The following is an 18,151-nucleotide window of genomic DNA, read 5'->3' on the forward strand; positions in this document are numbered from 1 at the left end:
CCCGTGACGTTCTTCGTTCCGTTCGACGGGTCGGTGCTCTCGCGGACCGCGCTCGTCCGGGCCGTCGAGTTCGCCGACGCCTTCGAGGAGCGCGTCGTCGCGGCGGCGGTCATCCCGGCGGGAAACCGCGACTACGCCCGAGAGCGGGGATGGCTACACCCGGACGAGTCGTTCGACCGCTCGCGTATCGTCGCCAGACTCCACCAACAGGTCGCATCGATCGCCCCCGCGGCCGACTTCGAGCACGTCATCGTCGATCGCTTCGCTCCCTCCGGCACGATCGCCGGCGAACTGCGCGACCTCGCCCGCGACGAGGACGCCTCGATCGTGTTCATCGGAAGCGAGAACGCGGGCGGCATCTCGTCCACGCTCGGGAGCGTCGGCGCCTCCGTCGCCGCCGAGGACGCCTACGACATCCACATCGTCCAGAACGGGGACCCCTCTGACATCTCGATGCTCACCGACAAGTCCCCCGCGCACCACGAGAAGTCGGACTTCTACCTCCCGTAGTCGGGCGCCGCTCTCTATCGGCATTCGCGTATTAGCGGCGCCCTCGCTGTCGCTCGTCGTCGCAGACGGCGCTCACGGCTGGCGCCGTTCGCGTATCGGCGACGCCCTCACTCCGCTCGGTTGTCGCCTACGTCCCGTGACGCCACGACCCCATGTACTCCTCCTGTTCGGTCGAGAGCACGTCGTGCTCGATGTTCTCCGCGTCCAGTTTCGTCTCCGCGACCTCCCGATCGAGCTCGTCGGGGACGCCGTGGAGGCCGGCGTCGTACTCCCCCCCGTTCTCGGCGAGCTCGCGGACGCAGACCGCCTGCACGCCGAAGGACTGGTCCATGACCTCGACGGGGTGACCGAGCGCCACCGGCGACGCGAGGTTGACGAGACGCCCCTCCGCGAGGACGTTCACGCGCGACCCGTCCTCGAGTTCGTACTCGCGGACGCCCTCGCGGGCTTCGCGCTCGCTCACGGCGAGCTCGGAGAGCTCCTCCAGATTTATCTCGACGTCGAAGTGTCCGGCGTTCGCGAGGACGACGCCGTCCTGCATGCTCGCGAAGTGCTTCTCCGTGATGACGTCGCGGTTGCCCGTCGTCGTGACGAAGACGTCGCCCACCTTCGCGGCCTCGTCCATCGGCATGACCTCGTAGCCCTCCATGTGGGCCTCCAAGGCGCGCCGCGAGTCGACCTCCGTGACGACGACGTTCGCGTTCTGCCCGGCGGCCTTCTTCGCCACGCCGCGCCCGCAGTAGCCGTAACCGGAGACGACGACGGTCTTGCCCGCCCACGAGAGGTTCGTCGTCATCGCGATGTTCGCGAGCGCGGACTCCCCGGTGCCGTGCACGTTGTCGAAGAGGTGCTTCATCGGGGTGTCGTTCACGTTGAACATCGGATACTCCAGCGCGCCCTCCTGATCCATCGCGCGGAGGCGATGCACGCCCGTCGTCGTCTCCTCCGTGCCGCCGACGATGTCCTCAATGAGTTCGGGGTACTCCTCGTGGATGCGGAAGACGAGGTCGCCGCCGTCGTCGACCGTGATCGTTGGCTCGTGGCCGATGACGGCGTCCATCGCCTCGTAGTACGCCTCGTCGTCCACGCCGCGCTTCGCGTACGACGTGATGTTCTCGTGGGCGTCGAGTGCCGCGCTCACGTCGTCGTGCGTCGAGAGGGGGTTACAGCCCGTGACGGCCACGTCGGCACCCGCCTCGGCGAGCGTCTCGACGAGGACCGCGGTCTTCGCCTCGACGTGGAGCGCCATCCCGATCCGGTGGTCGGCGAGGGGTTCGCCCGCCGCGAACCGCTCGCGCAGCGCGGTGAGGATGGGCATGTGTTCGAGCGCCCAGTCCATCTTCCGTCGCCCCTCCTCGACGTGCGCGTCCACGTCGTCGAGGCGGTCGCTGATAGGTGCGGCCGTGTCCATACCCCGGCAACGACGGGCCGGGGGGAAAGCGCTTCGATACCGCGCGTGGGCGCGCGTCACGCCGGCGTCGTCCGTCGGTCCGCGGGCGCTCGCCGCCCCCGCGAGCACCGTCTACTCAGCCCGGGCGACGAGGTCCCGCGCGTGCTCGGCGGCGCGCTCGCGCACCGCGTCCTCGTCCAGCGTCTGCACCTCGCCGTCGCGCACGAGCACCTCGCCGTCGCACACTGTGTGTCGGACGTCGCTCCCGCGCGTCGCGTACGCGAGGTTCGACACCGCGTCGTGCGTCGGCGTCAGGTGCGCCGCCTCGAAGTCCACCACCGCGAGATCGGCCTTCCGTCCGACCGCGATCCGTCCCGCGTCGAAACCGAGCGCGTCCGCGCCGCCCGCGGTCGCCATCTCCACGACCGCCTCCGCGGGCACCGCGCTCGCGTCCCCGGCGGCGTGCTTCCCGAGCATCGCCGCGTCGCGCATCTCGTCGAAGAGGTCGAGGTCGTTGTTCGACGCCGCGCCGTCCGTCCCGAGCGCGACCGTCACGCCCGCCTCGCGGTAGGCCGGAATCGGCGCCGCGCCTGACGCGAGCTTCATGTTCGACGCCGGGCAGTGTACCACGGCCGTTCCGCGCTCGGCGAGCAGTTCGATCTCCGTCGCGTCGCTGTGCACGCCGTGCGCGATGAAGTCGGCGCCACCGAGCATCCCCGCGTCGTCCGCGTATTCGAGCGGGCGCTCGCCGCGCTCCGCGACGATCGGGTCGACCTCGTCGCGCGTCTCGTTCGCGTGGAAGTGCAACGGCACCCCGATCTCGCGGGCCTCGGGAACGTACTCCCGGAGCAGGGCCTCGTCGACCGTCGTGAGGCTGTGCGGACTGTACATCGTCCGGATCCGGCCGTCCGCGTAGCCGTCGTACTCGCGGGCGAACGCGAGGCTCTCCTCGTGGTCGGCGCGCGCCGCGTCCTCGCCCTTCCCGACGCCGACGACGCCGTGTCCGAGTCGGGCGCGCAGTCCCGCGTCGGCCACCGCCTCGGCCACCTCGTCCATCGAGAAGTACATGTCCGCGAACGCCGTCGTCCCCGCCTTCACGAGCTCGACGAGCGCGAGCTCCGTCCCCGCGCGGACGTCCGCGTCCGTCAGCTCCGCCTCGACCGGCCAGACGTCCTCGCGGAGCCACGCGTCGAGGGGCTTGTCGTCCGCGTACCCCCGTAGCAGGGTCATCGCCGCGTGGCAGTGCGCGTTCACGAGCCCGGGCATCACCAGACAGCCCGCCGCGTCCAGCGTCTCGTCGCCCGCCTCGACGTCGCCCACGGCGACGATCTCGCCCGACTCGTCGTCCACCAGCACGTCGCCCTCGCGCACCGAGAGGTCCGGGTGGAGGACGCGACCGTCCGCGATACGGAGCGTGGTCATGTCCGATAGTTCGGATGGTCTCGCCTCAATCCGTCGGTTTCGCGGGTCACCGATCACCGACGCGCCCCCGACGCTCACCGCTAACGCTTAGGTCTCCCCCTGCCACGTACCCGCATGAAGATCGCCGTCCCGAACAAGGGTCGCCTCCACGATCCGACGCTCGACTTGCTCGAGCGCGCGGGCCTCGCCGTCGAGGCCGGCGCCGATCGCCAACTCTACGCGGACACCGTCGACCCCGACGTGAGCGTGCTGTTCGCGCGCGCCGCCGACATCCCCGAGTACGTCGCGGACGGCGCGGCCGACCTCGGCATCACCGGCTACGATCAGCACCGCGAGTCCCGGGTCGACGACGTCAGCGATCTCCTCGACCTCGAATACGGCTCCTGTCGACTCGTCCTCGCCGCGCCCGAGGACGGCGGTATCGACGCCCCGGCGGACCTCGACGGCCTGACCGTCGCCACCGAGTTCCCGAACGTCACCGCGGACTACTTCGACGGGAAGGACATCGACGTCGACGTCGTCGAGGTGACGGGCGCGACCGAGCTCACCCCGCACGTCGAGATGGCCGACGCCATCGTCGACATCACCTCGACGGGGACGACCCTCCGCGTGAACCACCTCGCGGTCGTCGACGAGGTGCTCGACTCCTCCGTGCGCCTCTTCGCCCGCGACGACGTCGCCGACGACGCGGACGTCGATCGCGTCGTCACCGCCCTCCGTTCCGTCCTCGACGCCGCCGGCAAGCGCTACGTGATGTTGAACGTCCCGCAGGATCGACTCGACGCCGTCGAGGACGTCCTGCCGGGGATGGGCGGCCCGACCGTCATGGACGTCGAAGGGGACGACAGCGTCGCCGTCCACGCCGTCGTCGACGAACGCGACGTCTTCGCCACCGTCGCCGAACTGAAGGCGGTCGGCGCGCGCGACATCCTCGTCACAGAAATCGAACGCCTCGTCGAATAGAACGACCTTTTGCAGCGCTCGGCGCGCGTCGCCCGCCGTCGCTTGCAAAAGCTCGACCAAAACCTTCTCGCTCCTTACAGTCGCTCGTCGGCCCGCGAGCCGCCGGCTCGCGGCGAACTGGCGACCTTCCGGGTCCTATCGGACCACTCGTTCGCCGGACGCTAGTCCTGTGGAACGTTCGGTACAGCCGATCTACTCATCAGATGAATATTAGATGGCAGAGTAAGAGGATGGCAAATAGCGCGCCCACAAAGAAATCCACCAGTCCAAGAATGTCAGACTCCGACCGACCTATTCTCTCGACTACAGCGCCAACGAGAGCAGACGCAAGGATGAGAAGTGCCCCAATTTGCCACTACTCCACAAAACTATCGCCTTCCTTTCAACCTCAGAAATATTATACCTGATGTAGGACACACAGAATCACTATGAACCGTAGAGACGTAATTAGATTTGTAGGAACAGGGGCCATCGTCGGGCTTACTGGATGCTCAATGGTAAGTGATACTGGCGATGATACAAGCAGTTCTACAACAGCTGTCACTCTTTCGAACGACCGGACATCTCCATATGACCTTGGAGTAGCCAATTGGACTAAGGAGAAACTCGAGTTTGATATCCAGATCGATGACCAAGGCGAACGTATAATCAAACGCACTATATCCGTCGATTCTGAAAATACAGTTTATCTATCTAACGCTATCCCCCAAAACCCAACAGATATGTCTTGCCTGATAACAGCCAATTCATCATATGGAAGAACCTCGCAAAAGATATCAGTTAATTATTCATTTGAGGGAGCAACAATACGGGCGGGTGATGGTAGTGTCGAAGTTATAGAATATACAGGGGCAGAGTAATTCTATCTCAGAATATAATCCACCGCATATATATTCACATACCACTACGACTTCCAGAGATCGATCTGAGGGTCTGGTTAAAATTCGATTAGGTCTTTACATAATGTCATTTTGGGGATATTCTGTTCACCATACAGTCTGTCGATCTCCTTAACAACCGTTCCACGAAGAGACCGGACGACGAAAGCTGTATGGGCTAGCGTCCGGTGACCGAGCGGCTCGTCAGAGCCCGGTAGGTCGCCGTTTCACTCGCCCGTTGGGCGAGGCCGAGGAACCCCCGTAGGGGGTGACGACGGCTTTTAGCGTACCTTTTGCCAGCGAGGCGCGCTCCGCGCGCCTCGCTGGCAAAAGGTACTATTCGAGCAGGCCGAGCTCTTCGAGCCGGGAGACGATCTTGTCGACGGCCTTCTCGGCGTCCTCGGGCTCCTTCCCGCCGGTGATGACGAGTTTGCCGGAGCCGAAGAGGAGCGCGACGACCTCGGGGCCGTCGAGCCGGTAGACGAGGCCGGGGAACTGCTCGGGCTCGTACTCGATGTTCTCGAGTCCGAGGCCGATGGCGATGGCGTTGAGGTTGAGCTGGTGGCCCAGATCCGCGGAGGTGACGATGTTCTGGACGACGATCTCGGGTTCGTCCTCGACTTTGATGTCGAGCTCGCGGAGCTTGTCGAAGACGATGCGGAGGGACTCGTGGACGTCTTCGGTGCTCTTCGCGCCGGTACAGACGATCTTGCCGGAACGGAAGATGAGCGCGGCGCTCTTGGGGTTCTGCGTGCGATAGACGAGACCGGGGAACTGCTCGGGATCGTAGTCCGCCCCTTCGAGGTCCATCGCCACGGACTGGAGGTCGAGCTCCTGTCCGATACCCGTCGACGCGACCACGTTTTCAATGTTGATGGTTTCCTTCGGGTCGGTCATCCTTCGTCTTTAAGTCGTATTTAACCTTTATAAATGTTGGCGATACCGACACCGACTGCCTTATATCGCCGCTCCGTTCGACAGAACGAGGGTCGTGGGCGACGCAGTGAGCGCGTGTACTGCCTCGAACTCGCGGGCGAGGACGACGCCTTCGCCGCCGCGGAGGCGGCCGCCGGGGCCGCCGCGGACGTCGAACGGGTCGCGCCCGGTCTCGCTGTCGCGGCCGACGTCGACCCGGCGGGCGTGCGGACGCTCGCCTACACCCGGCACGCCGACGCGCTCCTCGCGCGGACCGACGCGACGATCGACGCCGCCGTCGCCGCCCTGACGGCGGCCGACACCGATCGCGTCGGGAGCGTCGCCGTCCGCGCCCGCGACGTCCGCAACACGACGGGCGTCGACACTCAGCGCGCCGAGCGCGCCCTCGGGAGCGCGCTCGTCGATCGCGGCTTCTCGGTCGACCTCGACGATCCCGACCACGAACTCCGCGCGTGTTTCAGCGACGGCGTCTGCTGTCTCGGCTGGCACGCCGTCGCCTCCGTGCGCGACTACGGGTCGCGCCGACCGACCGACCGACCGTTCTTCCAACCAGGGAGCATGGACCCGCTCCTCGCGCGGGCCTGCGTGAACCTCGCGGGTGCCGACGCGGACGCCCGCCTGCTCGACCCGATGTGCGGGACGGGGGGCGTGCTCATCGAGGCCGGCCTCGTCGGCGCGGCCGTCGTCGGCAACGACGCCCAGAAGAAGATGGTCCGGGGCACCGACGAGAACCTCGCGCACTACCTCGACGACTACGACGTTCTGCGGGGGGACGCGACCCGCCTCGCGCTCCGCGACGACGCGCTCGACTGCGCGGTCTTCGACGCGCCGTACGGCCGCCAGTCGAAGATCGAGACGCACGACCTCGCCGATCTCGTCGCCGGCGCGCTCGCCGAGGTGCGCCGCGTCGCCGCGGACCGCTGCGTCCTCGTCGCCGATCGGGACTGGCGCGCGGAGGCCCGCGACGCCGGCTGGTCGGTCGAGGCGCGCTTCGAGCGCCGCGTGCACCGCTCGCTCACGCGGACGGTCCTCGTGCTCGCCTAGTCGAGGACGAGCACGCCCCAGATGCGCCGGTAGGTGGCGACGGGGACGGCGACGAGCGCGCCCGCGACCGCGTACGCGAACGCGACGCCCGCGTCGGCCGGCGGCACGTCGAGCGCGGCGAGCTGCCAGCCGGCGTAGCCGAGCACGCCCGTGGCGAGCGCCCACCGGAAGAACGCCCCGTAGGTGACGGGGAGCCGATCGGTCTCGACGAGCGCGACGGCCGCGGCCCCGGTGCCGAGCACGAGCGCGACGGCGGCCCAGCCGGGGACGATCGGGAGGAGCGCGACGGCGAACGGGAGCGCGGCGATACAGCCCGCGGTGGCCCTTTCGAGGCGCGCGCCCGTCCGGCGGAGCGACCCGCGCACGCCGCCCCTCGCCTCCCCGCTCGCGGCTCCGGCGTCCTCCGCGGTCGCGTCCCCGCGCGCGTCTCCGCCGTCTCCCGCTTCGCCGGTCATCGTCCCCCGTCTCCTCCGCGCGCACCGCGGTCGCGCCGTCCGCCCGCGTCGTCGGCTCGCCTCACGCCTCGCGCCCCAGTTCCGCGAGCAGCCGCGAGAGGTGGACGCGGTCGTTCGTCCCCTCGTTCAGCTCGAACTCGATCTCGCCGGCGAGCGCGTGGAGCTCCGCGAGCTCGTCGCCGCTGTACTTCGAGCGCCCGACGCGCAACAGCTCGCGGAGGAGCTCCGCCCCCTCGTACCCCTCGTCGACGAGGAGGTCGTCGAGCGTCGAGCGCGCGTCGGTGAACTCGCCGTTCGCCGCGTCGTCGAGCATCTCCCGGAGGGTGTCGTCGAGGCCGACGTCCTGGAGCGCTTCGTAGGCTGCGTCCATCGTCACCTCGTCCGCTTCTTCGGCGGTCGTCTGCGCGGCGAGGATCGCCTTGCGGAGGTTGCCGTCCGCGTAGCCCGCGACGAACTCCAGGCCGTCCGCGTCGTGGTCGACGCCCTCCGCAGCGAGGATCGACTCCAACACCGCGACCGTCTCCGCGTCCGTCGGCGCGCGCACGGAGACGGGGAAACAGCGCGAACGGATCGGCGGGATGAGCTTCGTGGGCTGGCGCGTCGTGATCACGAACTGCGTCGCCTCGTGGTACTGCTCCATCACGCGTCGCAGGGCCTGCTGGAAGTCCTCGCGGATCGCCTCCGCGTTGTCCAGCAGGACGGTGTTGTAGTCGCCCGTGACGGGCGCGTAGCTCGCCGACTCCTTCAGGACGTGATTGATGAGGTCGGCCTTCGACGAGTTCCGTCGGCGCTTCGCGGAGATGAACCGCGCGAAGCGCGGATCCTCGCTCACCTCCTTTTTCGTCATCCCGAAGAAGTCCGCGACGTTCACCTCCACGAGGTCGTTCTCGGCGTCCGCGTGCGCCTCCCGGGCGAGCGCGCGCACCGCCGCTGTCTTCCCCGCGCCGGCCGGCCCGTGGACGACGAGGTTCTGCGGCTCGTCGAGGGCGTTGCGGAGCCGATCCCGGACCGACGATTGGGGGAGATCGGCGATCGCGGGCGCGTGCGTGTCCGTCCAGAGCGGCGCGTCCATCACCCCGTCCTACCGCTCGCCCGGCAAAGAAAGGGGCGGTTGCGTACCGCTCAGGCGTCCCCGGCGGTCGCCGCCGCGGTCGCCTCGACGGTGGCGTTCGCGCCCGCGCCGGCGGTCGTCGTCTCGTTCCCGCTCGTCACGCTCTCGCCCTCAGCGCTCACGTTCTCCGCCACCGTGAGGTTGACGCTCTCGCTCGCGTTCGCGCCGTCGTTCTGCGTGACGGCGAGGTCGACGTCCGCCGAGGCCGAGGCGTTCGCGCTCGTCCCGCCGTCGCCGACGACTCGCAGCGGCTGGTCCGCACCGGACTCACCCGCGTTCGGGCGGACGATGTAGCGACCGTTGCCCGTCCCGTGGACGGCGAGGTCGTAGACGAAGTCCACCGTCCTGTTCGCCTCGACGGTGAACGTCGTGGCGAGATGGAGCTTTCCGGACGGCAGTTTCACCGCCGCGCTCGACCCGTCGGTCAGCGTGCCGTTCACGTCGCTGACGTAGACGAAGACGTTGTCGTACGTTCCGCTCGGCACGCTCTGGTTCACGATGTGCGTCGCGTTCTCGCCGCGGAGCTCGGTGAGATCGACCGTCTCGTTCACGTCGACGGTCTGCCAGCCGCCCGCGGTCGCGTTCGCCCCGTCGCTCTCGTTTCCGGCCGCGCTCACACGATGGAGGCCGACTCGCGTCACCGTCGCGTTCAGGTGCGCGAAGTCATCGATCGCCGCCGGCCGGTCGCTCAGGTACGTGACGACGGTCCCGGAACCGCTCGTCCCGCCGTCGCTCGTCGTACTCGTCGCCCCGCCGTCGTCGCTCGTCGTACTCGTCGTCCCGCCGCCCGGTCCGCCGGCACACCCGGCGAGCACGACGAGCGCGACCAGACAGACCGCGAGCAGTCCCTGTCGGTTCATCCATCCCGCCACTGGGAGCGCCCCCCGGATAAACGGAGTGTCCGTTTTCGCACGCCGAGAGTGCCCCCCGGCGTTCCGAAGGCGGTTTACGCCCTCCGACCCGACTCCCACCATGACTCTCTCCGCCACCTTCCTCGGCACCAGCGGGGCCGTCCCGACCGTCGAGCGCAACACGAGCGCGCTCCACGTCCGACGGGAGGGCGAGGCCTTCCTCTTCGATGTCGGCGAGGGCACCCAGCGTCAGATGATGCGCTACGGCACCGGCTTCGACGTCGACGCCGTCTTCGTCTCGCACGTCCACGGCGACCACGTCTTCGGGCTCCCCGGGCTCGTCCAGACGCTCGACTTCAACGACCGCGACCGCCCGCTCGACGTCTACACGCCCCGCGGAACGGGCGCCGAACTGCGCGACCTCGTCACCGCCATCGGCGCGACCCCCTCGTTTCGACTCGACGTCCACGAGGTCTCGGCGGGCGAGACGGTCCTCGAACGCGACGCGTACGGCATCGAGACGTTCCGGACCGACCACCGGACGAACTCGGTGGGGTACGCGCTCGTCGAGGACGATCGGAAGGGCCGCTTCGACCGCGAGCGCGCGGAGGAGCTCGGCGTCCCCATCGGCCCGAAGTTCTCCGAACTCCACGCCGGTAACGCGGTCGAACTCGACGATGGCACGGTCGTCCGGCCCGAGCAGGTCGTCGGCGATCCGCGCCCCGGCCGGACGCTCGTCTACACCGGCGACACCCGACCGACCGACGCGACCGTCGCCGCCGCCGAGGACGCAGACCTCCTCGTCCACGACGCGACGTTCACCGACGCGGACGCCGAGCGCGCCCGTCAGACCGCCCACTCGACGGGCGGCGAAGCCGGCCGGATCGCCCGCGAGGCCGGCGCGAAACGCCTCGCGCTCACTCACATCTCCTCGCGCTACGGCGGCGCGGTCGGCGCGCTGAAAGCCGACGCCGCGGACGAACACGACGGCGAGACGATCCTCGCCCACGACGGCCTGACGATCGACGTCCCCTACCGCTAGCCCGGCCCGCGACGTCGGTCCCGGCGGGCCCGCCGAGACACGTCGATCCCGGCCAAACCGTCAAGGGCGCACCGCGTGGACGTGCGAGCGATGCCCGCACCCCGTGACGCCCTCCGCGACGGCCCCCGCGTCGCGCTGAATCGCCCGCGCGTCTTCGGCTTCGCCGCCGGCGCGCTCCTCTGTGAGGTCCTCCTCCGCCTCGCGCTCGCCACCGTTCACCCCCTGCTCGGCGTCCTCTGCCCGCCGGTCGTCTCGCCCTCCCGCTCCTCGGCGCGGCCGCGCCCGCCGTCAACGTCGGCGTCGCCGTCCCGGACGCGACGTCCGCGTTCGCTCTCCGCGCGCGACTCCGCGAACGCGGCCCGGCGCTTTTCGTACTCGCCGTCGCCGGCCACCTCGTCGCGCTCGCCTGCGGCGCGGCCGTCTTCCTCCTGCTCGACACCCCGGTCCGCTGGGCGATCTACGCGACCGGCGGCACCGTCCCGACGGTCGCCGTCCACCTCACGCCGCTCCTCGGCGTCGCCGCCGGCGCGTTCGTCGCGTGGGGCCTCCTCGCGCCCGCCGTCGCGCGCGCCGCGAGCGGCGACGACCTTTCCGACTTCCGCAGCGTCGCCCGCGCGCCGCTTCGCTTCCGCGACCGCCGGCGGATCGCAGTCGTCCTCGTGCTCCACCTCGCCTGCGCGCTCGTCGCTCTCGGTCTCTTCGGCGTCTGCGTCGCCCTCGCCCGCGATACCTACCCGACGCGGACCGCGGCGCTGGTCTCGCTCGGCGTCGCGTTCGTCTCGGCGATCGGCGCGCTCGTGCTCCTCGGCACGCTCGCCTATCCGGTGCACGTCGCGCTCGCCCGCCGCGGCCGCGGCGGATCGCGCTCCCCGACGCCCGTGCCCGCGAGGCGCGTCGCTCTCGTCGCGCTCCTCCTCACCGCTCTCGTCGCCGGGGCGAGCGCGATCCGCGTGACGGAGACGCGCCCGACGCCCGACGTGGGGCCCGCGTCGCTCCCCGCCGAGGCGACCGACGCGTACGCCGCCGCGCTCGACCGGACGGCCGCGCGCGACCACCGCGTCACCGTCCGACACGCACGCGAGGGGGGCGCTCTCGTCTCGACCACGACCGTCGATCGCACCGATCGCCGGATCCGCCTCACGGTCGATCAGGGCGCACGCCGTCCCGCCGTCGGCTACGCGGACAGCGGCGTCGTCTACGGCGTTGCCGGGTTCTCCCCCGGCCTGTTCGCCCTCGGTGAGCGCGACGTCCACGACTCCCGGGGCGCGTACGCACTCCCGGGCTACTGGTCCCTCCGCGACGAGCGCGTGATCACCGACGGCTTCCCGTACGGTCTCCCGGATCCGCGCACGGGCGCGTGGACGACCGTCGACGAGACCGCCGACACCCGGACGGTCGCCCTCACCGACGGCCGCGCGGTGTTCGACGCGCTACAGGACGCCGACGCCGACGACGCGACCGTGCGCTCGGGACGCGTGCGGATGCGCCTCGACACCGAGCGCGGCGTCGTCCTCGGCGGCTCCGCGCGGCTGAACGCGACGATCGGCGAGCACGACCTCGTCCGGAACCTCACGTACGACGCCGCGAGCGGCCCCGCCGTCGACGCCCGCCGGCCCGACGCCCTCGGGGCGCGCTCGCTCGGCGAGTGGACGTGGGACGTCTTCGCGTACTGAGCCGCGTCCCGGACGACGCGATCCGGACCGGTTTTCCCGTCCCCGGCCCCACACCCGCGTATGACGACCGCCGCCGACATCGCCGCCTTCGTCGCCGACGTGACGTACGACGACCTCTCCGCGGCCGTCGCCGACGCGACCGAGCGCCGCCTCTTCGACGCGCTCGCGGTCGCGCACGTCGCTTCCGACGCCGCCGGCGCGGCCGCCGACGTCGCCGCGGGAGAGGGCGGCGACGCCTGCGCCTGCTGGGCCGCCTCGACGCGCGCCGGCCCGGCGGCCGCGGCGCTCCACAACGCCGCCCGCGTTCGCGGCTCCGCGGCCGCGGACGCCTTCCTCGCGCCCGACGGCCCGAGCCACCCGAGCGAGGCCGTGCCCGCCGTCGTCGCCGCCGCCGAGGCCGCCGACGCGGACGGCGAGACGCTCGTCGCCGCGCTCGCCGCGACGTACGAGGTCCACGGCGAACTTGCGTGGCACGCCCCGGTCCGCGAACACGGGTGGGGGCCCGCGATCCACACGCTCGTCGCCGCGGCCGCCGGGGCGGCGCGCGCCCGCTCGCTCGACGCGGCGGCGACCCGGGACGCCGTCTCGATCGCCGTCGCCAACGGGGCGTCCTTCGGCGCCGGTCCCGACGACACCGACCACGACCTCGCGGGACCGCTCGCCGCTCGCGCCGGCGTCACCGCCGCGTCGCTCGCCGCCGCGGGCGTCGCCGGCCCAGCCGATCCTTTCGTCGACCACCCGGTCCTCGGGGTCCTCGCCGACGGCGCGGGCGACGCGGACGGCGCAGCTGCCGACGACGGGGTCGACGAGGCACGCGAAGGCGCGGCCTGCGAGTTCGGCGAGGACACGGACTCCATCGAGGCGCACGCCGAGGAGGACGGCTTCGCGCTCGATCCGGCGTGCGAGCGCGTCCACGACGTCGCCGCCAGACGCGTGCGCGGGCCGTTCGCCGTGCAGGCCGCGGTCGCGGCCGCCGCCGACCTCGGCGCGCGCGTCGCGCTCGATCCCGACGCCGTCGAGCGCGTCACCGTCCGGACGTTCGACTCGCTCACGCTCCCCGCGCCCGCGAACGATCCGACGCCCGACACGGTCACGGACGCCGCGCGCTCGCTCCCGTACTCCGTCGCCGCGGCGCTCGTCAGCGGGCCGACCGACCTCGCCGACATCCTCGGCGACGAGGCCGTGCGCCGCCTCGCCGCGACCGTCGCCGTCGAGGAGGCCCCCGGGCTCACCGCGCAGTTCGAGGCCGGCCTGCTCCCCGCCGTCGTCGATGTCGAACGCGACGACGGAAGCGTCTACCACGCCGAGGTCGGCGCCTACCCAGGTCACCCCACGCAGCCGATGGACTGGGCGACCCTCGAAGCGAAGGCCGGCCGACTCCTCCCCCCCGAGCGGGTCGAGGCGCTCCGCGCCGCCTGCCAACACGCCGACGAGGCGACGCGCGTCGCGGACGTCCTCGCCGCCCTCGAAGCGAGTGCGGAGCGGGACTTATAGGCCGCGAGCGCCTATCCGCCCCCGTCGAATGAGCACTCGCACGCGCGCCCTCGACACGCTCGTCTACGGCGTGGACGTCCAGAGCGGCGACGTCCGCGGTGACGCGCCCTCGTACGCCCTCGTCACCTACGACGGCGAGTCGATAGAGCGCGACGTCGTGACGCGCCGTAAACTCCTCCGCCTCGTCGACGCGGAGGAGCCGGACATCGTCGCGACGGACAACATGTACGAACTCGCCGCGGACAAGGACGCGCTCGTCCGGTTCCTCGGCGGGCTCCCCGACGCGACGAAACTCGTACAGGTGACGGGCGACGAACGCCCCGAGCCCCTCTCGCGGGTGGCGAAACGCCACGGCGTTCCGTACGGGAAGCCCGCCATCGAGGAGGCCGAGGCCGTCGCTCGCCTCGCCGCCCGCAACGTCGGATCCGAGGTCTCCGCGTTCACGGACGAGACGACCGTCAAGATCTCCCGGGGACGATCGACCGGGAAGGGGGGCTGGAGCCAGGACCGATACACCCGCCGGATCCACGGGAACGTCAAACGCGAGGCGCGGAACGTGGCCTCGAAGCTCGACGACGCCGGCCTCGACTACGAGCGCGAGGTCACGGAGAAGTACGGCGGTTTCTCGAACGCCGTCTTCACCGTCGAGGGCCGCCCGCAGGACATTCCCGTGTCGAGCATGCGCTCGGGCGACGTCCGCATCGAAGTCGAGCGCGTCCGCCGCGACGGCATCGAGTTCCGCCCGCTGGCGAAGCGACGCGACCGGGTCTTCGTCGGCGTCGATCCCGGCACCACGACCGCCGTCGCGCTCGTCGACCTGGACGGGCACCTGCTCGACGTCCTCTCCACCCGGACCGCGGACACCGCGGACGTCATCGAGTGGATCATCGAGCGCGGCCGGCCCGTGCTCGTCGCCGCGGACGTCGACCCGATGCCCGCGACCGTCGATCAGATCCGCCGGAGCTTCGACGCCGCCGGCTGGCACCCCGAGAGCGACATCCCCGTCGACGAGAAACAACACCGGACCCGCGAGGAGGGGTACGACAACGACCACGAGCGCGACGCGATGGCCGCCGCGCTCTACGCCCACGACGACCACGCCGATCAGATCCGGCGCATCACGCGCAAGATCCCGCCGCGCGTCGATCGCGGCGAGGTCGTAAAGCGCGTGCTCGCGGACGAGTCCACGGTCGAGGCCGCTGTCGACGACCTCACGGCGGACGACGGCGACGACGGCGACGACCACGAGCACGAGGCGCGCGAACTCACCGAGGAGGAGCGCACGATCAAGCGCCTCCGCGAGCGCGTTGCCCGCCTCGACGACCACGTCACGGACCTTGAAGCCGACCTCGACGCGAAGGACGAGCGCATCGCGGAGCTGGAGACCGAACTTGAGGAGGCCCGCCGCGAGGAGCGCAAGGAGGCCCGCGAGCGCCGCGAGGTCACCCGGCTGGAGTGGGAGAACGACCGACTCGAAGACGAACTCGACGAGGAGCGCGAGCGCGCCGACGAGCTGGCGAAGAAGCTCGAACGCCTCAAGGAGCTCTGGAAGCTCGACCACTCGAACTTCGCGGACGTCAACGGCTCGGGATCGCTGACCGCCGTGAAGCCGGTCGCGCAGTTCACCCTCGACGAGATCGAGGCGGCGGACGAGGCGTACGGCATCGCGCGCGGCGACGTCGTCTACTTCCGCGACGCCAGCGGCGCGGGCCGGCGAACCGCCGAGGCGCTCGTCGAACGCGAGCCCCGCGTCGTCCTCCTCGACGGGGAGACGAGCGACGTCGCCGAGGAGGTGCTCTACGAGGCGGACGTCGCCTTCGGCGACGCGAGCGACGTCTCGATCCGCGAGATCGACGAACTCGCCATCGCCCGCGAGGACGCCGTCGCGGCCGTCGAGGCCGACTACGCCGACCGCGCCGAGCGGCGCGCCCAGGCGGAGACGGAGAGCATGGTCGACTCGATCATCAGCGAGCACCGGGCGGATCGGGAGTAACGCGGCGCCGAGCGCCAGCGAGGGGCCGCGAACAGGCGAACGGGGAGTACGCGGTCCCACTGAGACCGCGAACCGAACGGTGGAACCGTGAGGAGCGACCCGTGAGCAACGCGATTCCGGAGGAATCGCGGGAAACGCGAGCGGCGCTAGCCGCGAGCGACGCGTCGCCGAGCCCATCGAGCGGCGCGACACGGGGTCGCCGACCGACCCGTCGGTAGATACTTCGCGCTGGCTCGCGCAAGACGCGTATGGCCGCCGGGTTCGACACGTCGTGGGTGGTCGGCGGGTTCTTCGTGGTCCTCGGTGGCGTCGTGGCCGCGTTCAGCGCGCGGTACGTGTGGCGGGCGCTGGCGGTGTACCGAGCGATGGACGCGGACGCTCTCGACGGTGTCCCGGCCGGATCGCTTGTCCGCGTCTCGGGCATGGCGGCGGGCACGGCCGAGTCACTCGTCGCGCCGTTCAGCGGGCGGCCGTGCGTCGCGCTGCGGTACGCCGTCGAGGAACGACGGCTCAGTCCGTGGCTCCTGCCGTGGTTCGTGACGGTCCACGAGCGGGCGGGCGCGGACGCGTTTCACGTGCGGACGCCCGTGACTGCAGTTGCGGTGACCGCGCCGCCGCGCTCTGTCGTGGTCGGGCGCGACGTCGTGGCGCAGATGGGACGGACGGCGTCGCCGCCGTCGCGGGTGGCGCGCTTCGAGCGCGAAGTCGACCTGCCGGGCCTCGACGTCTGGCGGCGCCCGCCCGGCGTTCTTCGTCCCGTCTTCGACGCGCTCTCGCTGGGCGCCCGGCGGTACGTCGAGGACCGCGTGGAACCCGGTGACAACGTGACGGTCGTGGGGCGCGTGACGGACGACGGCAGCGTCGACCCGCTCGTCATGGCCGACCGGCCCCGGGGCGCGACCGTGGTCCGGATGGCGCGCACGTCGCTCGCCGGCGTCCTCGCGGGCGGATTGGCGATCGCGATCGGCCTCGTCCTCCTCGCCTGAACGCCCGCACATCCGCATGGCTTAACCCACTCCTCCGATTTCGACCTGTATGGACGCCTACGAGCGCATCACTCGGAACGCGGCGGAAGTCGTGACCGAGGAGGAGGTAGAGACCCTGGCCGACGATCCCGACGGGAAGCGGGCGTACGTCGGCTACGAGCCCTCCGGCGTGCTCCACATCGGGCACCTCCTCACGGCGAACAAGCTCATCGACCTCCAGCAGTGCGGCTTCGAGGTCGTCGTCCTCCTCGCCGACGTCCACGCCTCCCTCAACGACAAGGGCACCTTCGAGGAGATCCGCGACACCGCAGAACAGATGAAAGAGCAGTTCCTCGCGTACGGCCTCGAGGAGGCGAACACCGAGTTCGTCCTCGGGTCGTCCTACCAGCTCGACGAGGATTACGAGCTCGACCTCCACTCGCTGCAGGTGGGGACGACGCTGAAGCGCGCCCAGCGCGCGATGGCGGAACTGCAGGGCGACGACACCGCGAAGGTGAGCCATGTCGTCTACCCGCTGATGCAAGCGCTCGACATCGAGTACCTCGACGTCGACCTCGCGGTCGGCGGGATGGACCAGCGCAAGGTCCACATGCTCGCCCGCGAGGAGCTCCCCGAACTCGGCTACGACGCGCCGACCTGCCTCCACACGCCCATCGTCGGCGACCTAGAGACGGGCGAGGGCAAGATGTCCTCCAGCACCGGCACCACCATCTCGATGGAGGACTCCACCGCGGAACTCGAAGAGAAGGTCAACGCGGCCTTCTGCCCGCCGACGGCCGACCCCGAGGGCGACCTCGTGAACCCGGTCCTCGAGATCTTCCGGTACCACGTCTTCCCGCGCTTCGACGAGGTCGTCGTCGAGCGCCCCGACGAGTACGGCGGGGATCTCGTCTACGGGAGCTACGACGCCCTCGAAGCCGACCTCGAATCGGGCGAACTCCACCCGGCGGACGCGAAGTCGGCGCTCGCCGCCTCCCTCGACGAACTCATCGCGCCGGGGCGCGAGCGCCTGCGCGAACTGCGCGGCTGAACGCTCCCCCGACGGTCCGCCGGCGACCGCTCCCCCAGACTCTCGGTCGCGTGAGTTGGGTTTAACCGTCTGCCGGGGCTACACGGGCCCAATGAACGAGGAATCCGAGCGGCTCGACCTCCGGATGCCCGAGGGGAACGAGGTGTTCGCCGAGGTGACGGAGATGCTCGGCGCGAACCGGATCGCGGTCCGGTGCGCCGACGGCACCGAGCGGACGGCCCGCATCCCCGGTCGGATGCAAAAGCGCGTCTGGATCCGCGAGGGCGACATCGTCCTCGTCGATCCTTGGGACTGGCAGGACGAGAAGGCCGACGTCGAGTGGCGCTACGACAAGCAGGCGGCCGACCAACTCCGAGAGGAGGGGCACGTCTAG

Annotated in this window: 19 protein-coding genes; 11 read left to right on the top strand and 8 right to left on the bottom strand. The window is 70.5% G+C overall.

Annotated features, from left to right (window positions below; all coding sequences use genetic code 11):
• Positions 1–3 precede the first annotated feature (3 nt).
• Entirely contained in the window at positions 4–510 is a 507-nt protein-coding gene (locus tag IEX91_RS04835; protein WP_188877443.1) for a universal stress protein, read from the top strand.
• Between the two features lie 127 nt (positions 511–637).
• Here the strand turns inward: IEX91_RS04835 and IEX91_RS04840 are convergent, their stop codons facing one another.
• Together IEX91_RS04840 and IEX91_RS04845 are read right to left on the bottom strand one after the other, a co-directional pair.
• Entirely contained in the window at positions 638–1,921 is a 1,284-nt protein-coding gene (locus IEX91_RS04840) for an adenosylhomocysteinase (protein WP_188877445.1), read from the bottom strand.
• 111 nt (positions 1,922–2,032) lie between these two features.
• Positions 2,033–3,322: an amidohydrolase gene (locus IEX91_RS04845; RefSeq protein WP_188877446.1), complete on the bottom strand. Its 1,290-nt coding sequence runs from the start codon at positions 3,320–3,322 to the stop codon at positions 2,033–2,035.
• 114 nt (positions 3,323–3,436) lie between these two features.
• On the opposite strand from IEX91_RS04845, the gene hisG reads away from it, so the two are divergent.
• Positions 3,437–4,285, top strand: a complete 849-nt coding sequence (gene hisG / locus IEX91_RS04850) for an ATP phosphoribosyltransferase (RefSeq protein ID WP_188877447.1) — start codon at positions 3,437–3,439, stop codon at positions 4,283–4,285.
• 428 nt (positions 4,286–4,713) lie between these two features.
• The gene (locus tag IEX91_RS04855; RefSeq protein WP_188877448.1) at positions 4,714–5,145 is read left to right on the top strand and encodes a hypothetical protein; all 432 of its coding nucleotides are present in this window, start codon (positions 4,714–4,716) and stop codon (positions 5,143–5,145) included.
• A gap of 354 nt (positions 5,146–5,499) precedes the next feature.
• Here the strand turns inward: IEX91_RS04855 and IEX91_RS04860 are convergent, their stop codons facing one another.
• The gene (locus tag IEX91_RS04860; protein ID WP_021779984.1) at positions 5,500–6,060 is read right to left on the bottom strand and encodes a TATA-box-binding protein; all 561 of its coding nucleotides are present in this window, start codon (positions 6,058–6,060) and stop codon (positions 5,500–5,502) included.
• Positions 6,061–6,174: 114 nt separating this feature from the next.
• On the opposite strand from IEX91_RS04860, the gene IEX91_RS04865 reads away from it, so the two are divergent.
• Complete coding sequence (locus IEX91_RS04865) at positions 6,175–7,143, top strand: THUMP domain-containing protein (protein ID WP_211086585.1); 969 nt, start codon at positions 6,175–6,177, stop codon at positions 7,141–7,143.
• On the opposite strand, the gene IEX91_RS04870 is transcribed toward IEX91_RS04865, so the two are convergent.
• From IEX91_RS04870 to IEX91_RS04880, 3 genes are all read right to left on the bottom strand, one after another.
• The gene (locus tag IEX91_RS04870; protein WP_188877451.1) at positions 7,140–7,598 is read right to left on the bottom strand and encodes a hypothetical protein; all 459 of its coding nucleotides are present in this window, start codon (positions 7,596–7,598) and stop codon (positions 7,140–7,142) included. The genes IEX91_RS04865 and IEX91_RS04870 overlap by 4 nt on opposite strands.
• A 61-nt stretch (positions 7,599–7,659) precedes the next feature.
• Complete coding sequence (locus IEX91_RS04875) at positions 7,660–8,670, bottom strand: AAA family ATPase (protein ID WP_188877452.1); 1,011 nt, start codon at positions 8,668–8,670, stop codon at positions 7,660–7,662.
• A gap of 50 nt (positions 8,671–8,720) precedes the next feature.
• Positions 8,721–9,569 (bottom strand): DUF4382 domain-containing protein, encoded by an 849-nt coding sequence (locus tag IEX91_RS04880; RefSeq protein ID WP_188877454.1) that lies wholly within the window; start codon positions 9,567–9,569, stop codon positions 8,721–8,723.
• Between the two features lie 112 nt (positions 9,570–9,681).
• On the opposite strand from IEX91_RS04880, the gene rnz reads away from it, so the two are divergent.
• Entirely contained in the window at positions 9,682–10,602 is a 921-nt protein-coding gene (rnz, locus tag IEX91_RS04885) for a ribonuclease Z (protein ID WP_188877455.1), read from the top strand.
• A 60-nt stretch (positions 10,603–10,662) separates the two neighbouring features.
• On the opposite strand, the gene IEX91_RS04890 is transcribed toward rnz, so the two are convergent.
• Positions 10,663–10,821, bottom strand: a complete 159-nt coding sequence (locus IEX91_RS04890) for a hypothetical protein (protein WP_188877456.1) — start codon at positions 10,819–10,821, stop codon at positions 10,663–10,665.
• Positions 10,818–11,270: a hypothetical protein gene (locus IEX91_RS04895; protein WP_188877458.1), complete on the bottom strand. Its 453-nt coding sequence runs from the start codon at positions 11,268–11,270 to the stop codon at positions 10,818–10,820. The genes IEX91_RS04890 and IEX91_RS04895 overlap by 4 nt, the downstream gene beginning before the upstream one ends.
• On the opposite strand from IEX91_RS04895, the gene IEX91_RS04900 reads away from it, so the two are divergent.
• From IEX91_RS04900 to eif1A, 6 genes are all read left to right on the top strand, one after another.
• Positions 11,262–12,275 carry a hypothetical protein gene (locus tag IEX91_RS04900; RefSeq protein WP_188877459.1) on the top strand — a complete coding sequence of 338 codons (1,014 nt, stop codon included), beginning with the start codon at positions 11,262–11,264 and terminating at the stop codon, positions 12,273–12,275. The two genes, IEX91_RS04895 and IEX91_RS04900, sit on opposite strands and share 9 nt — an antisense overlap.
• Before the next feature lie 60 nt (positions 12,276–12,335).
• On the top strand, positions 12,336–13,769 hold the full coding sequence (locus tag IEX91_RS04905) for an MmgE/PrpD family protein (protein ID WP_188877460.1): 1,434 nt from the start codon (positions 12,336–12,338) through the stop codon (positions 13,767–13,769).
• A gap of 28 nt (positions 13,770–13,797) precedes the next feature.
• Positions 13,798–15,762 carry a DUF460 domain-containing protein gene (locus IEX91_RS04910; protein WP_188877461.1) on the top strand — a complete coding sequence of 655 codons (1,965 nt, stop codon included), beginning with the start codon at positions 13,798–13,800 and terminating at the stop codon, positions 15,760–15,762.
• 248 nt (positions 15,763–16,010) lie between these two features.
• On the top strand, positions 16,011–16,748 hold the full coding sequence (locus IEX91_RS04915) for a hypothetical protein (protein ID WP_188877462.1): 738 nt from the start codon (positions 16,011–16,013) through the stop codon (positions 16,746–16,748).
• Between the two features lie 49 nt (positions 16,749–16,797).
• Positions 16,798–17,778: a tyrosine--tRNA ligase gene (locus IEX91_RS04920; protein WP_188877463.1), complete on the top strand. Its 981-nt coding sequence runs from the start codon at positions 16,798–16,800 to the stop codon at positions 17,776–17,778.
• 91 nt (positions 17,779–17,869) lie between these two features.
• Positions 17,870–18,151, top strand: coding sequence for a translation initiation factor eIF-1A (gene eif1A / locus IEX91_RS04925; protein ID WP_188877465.1), 282 nt, complete (start codon positions 17,870–17,872; stop codon positions 18,149–18,151).

The organism is Halarchaeum nitratireducens (assembly GCF_014647155.1).
GTDB lineage: Archaea > Halobacteriota > Halobacteria > Halobacteriales > Halobacteriaceae > Halarchaeum > Halarchaeum nitratireducens.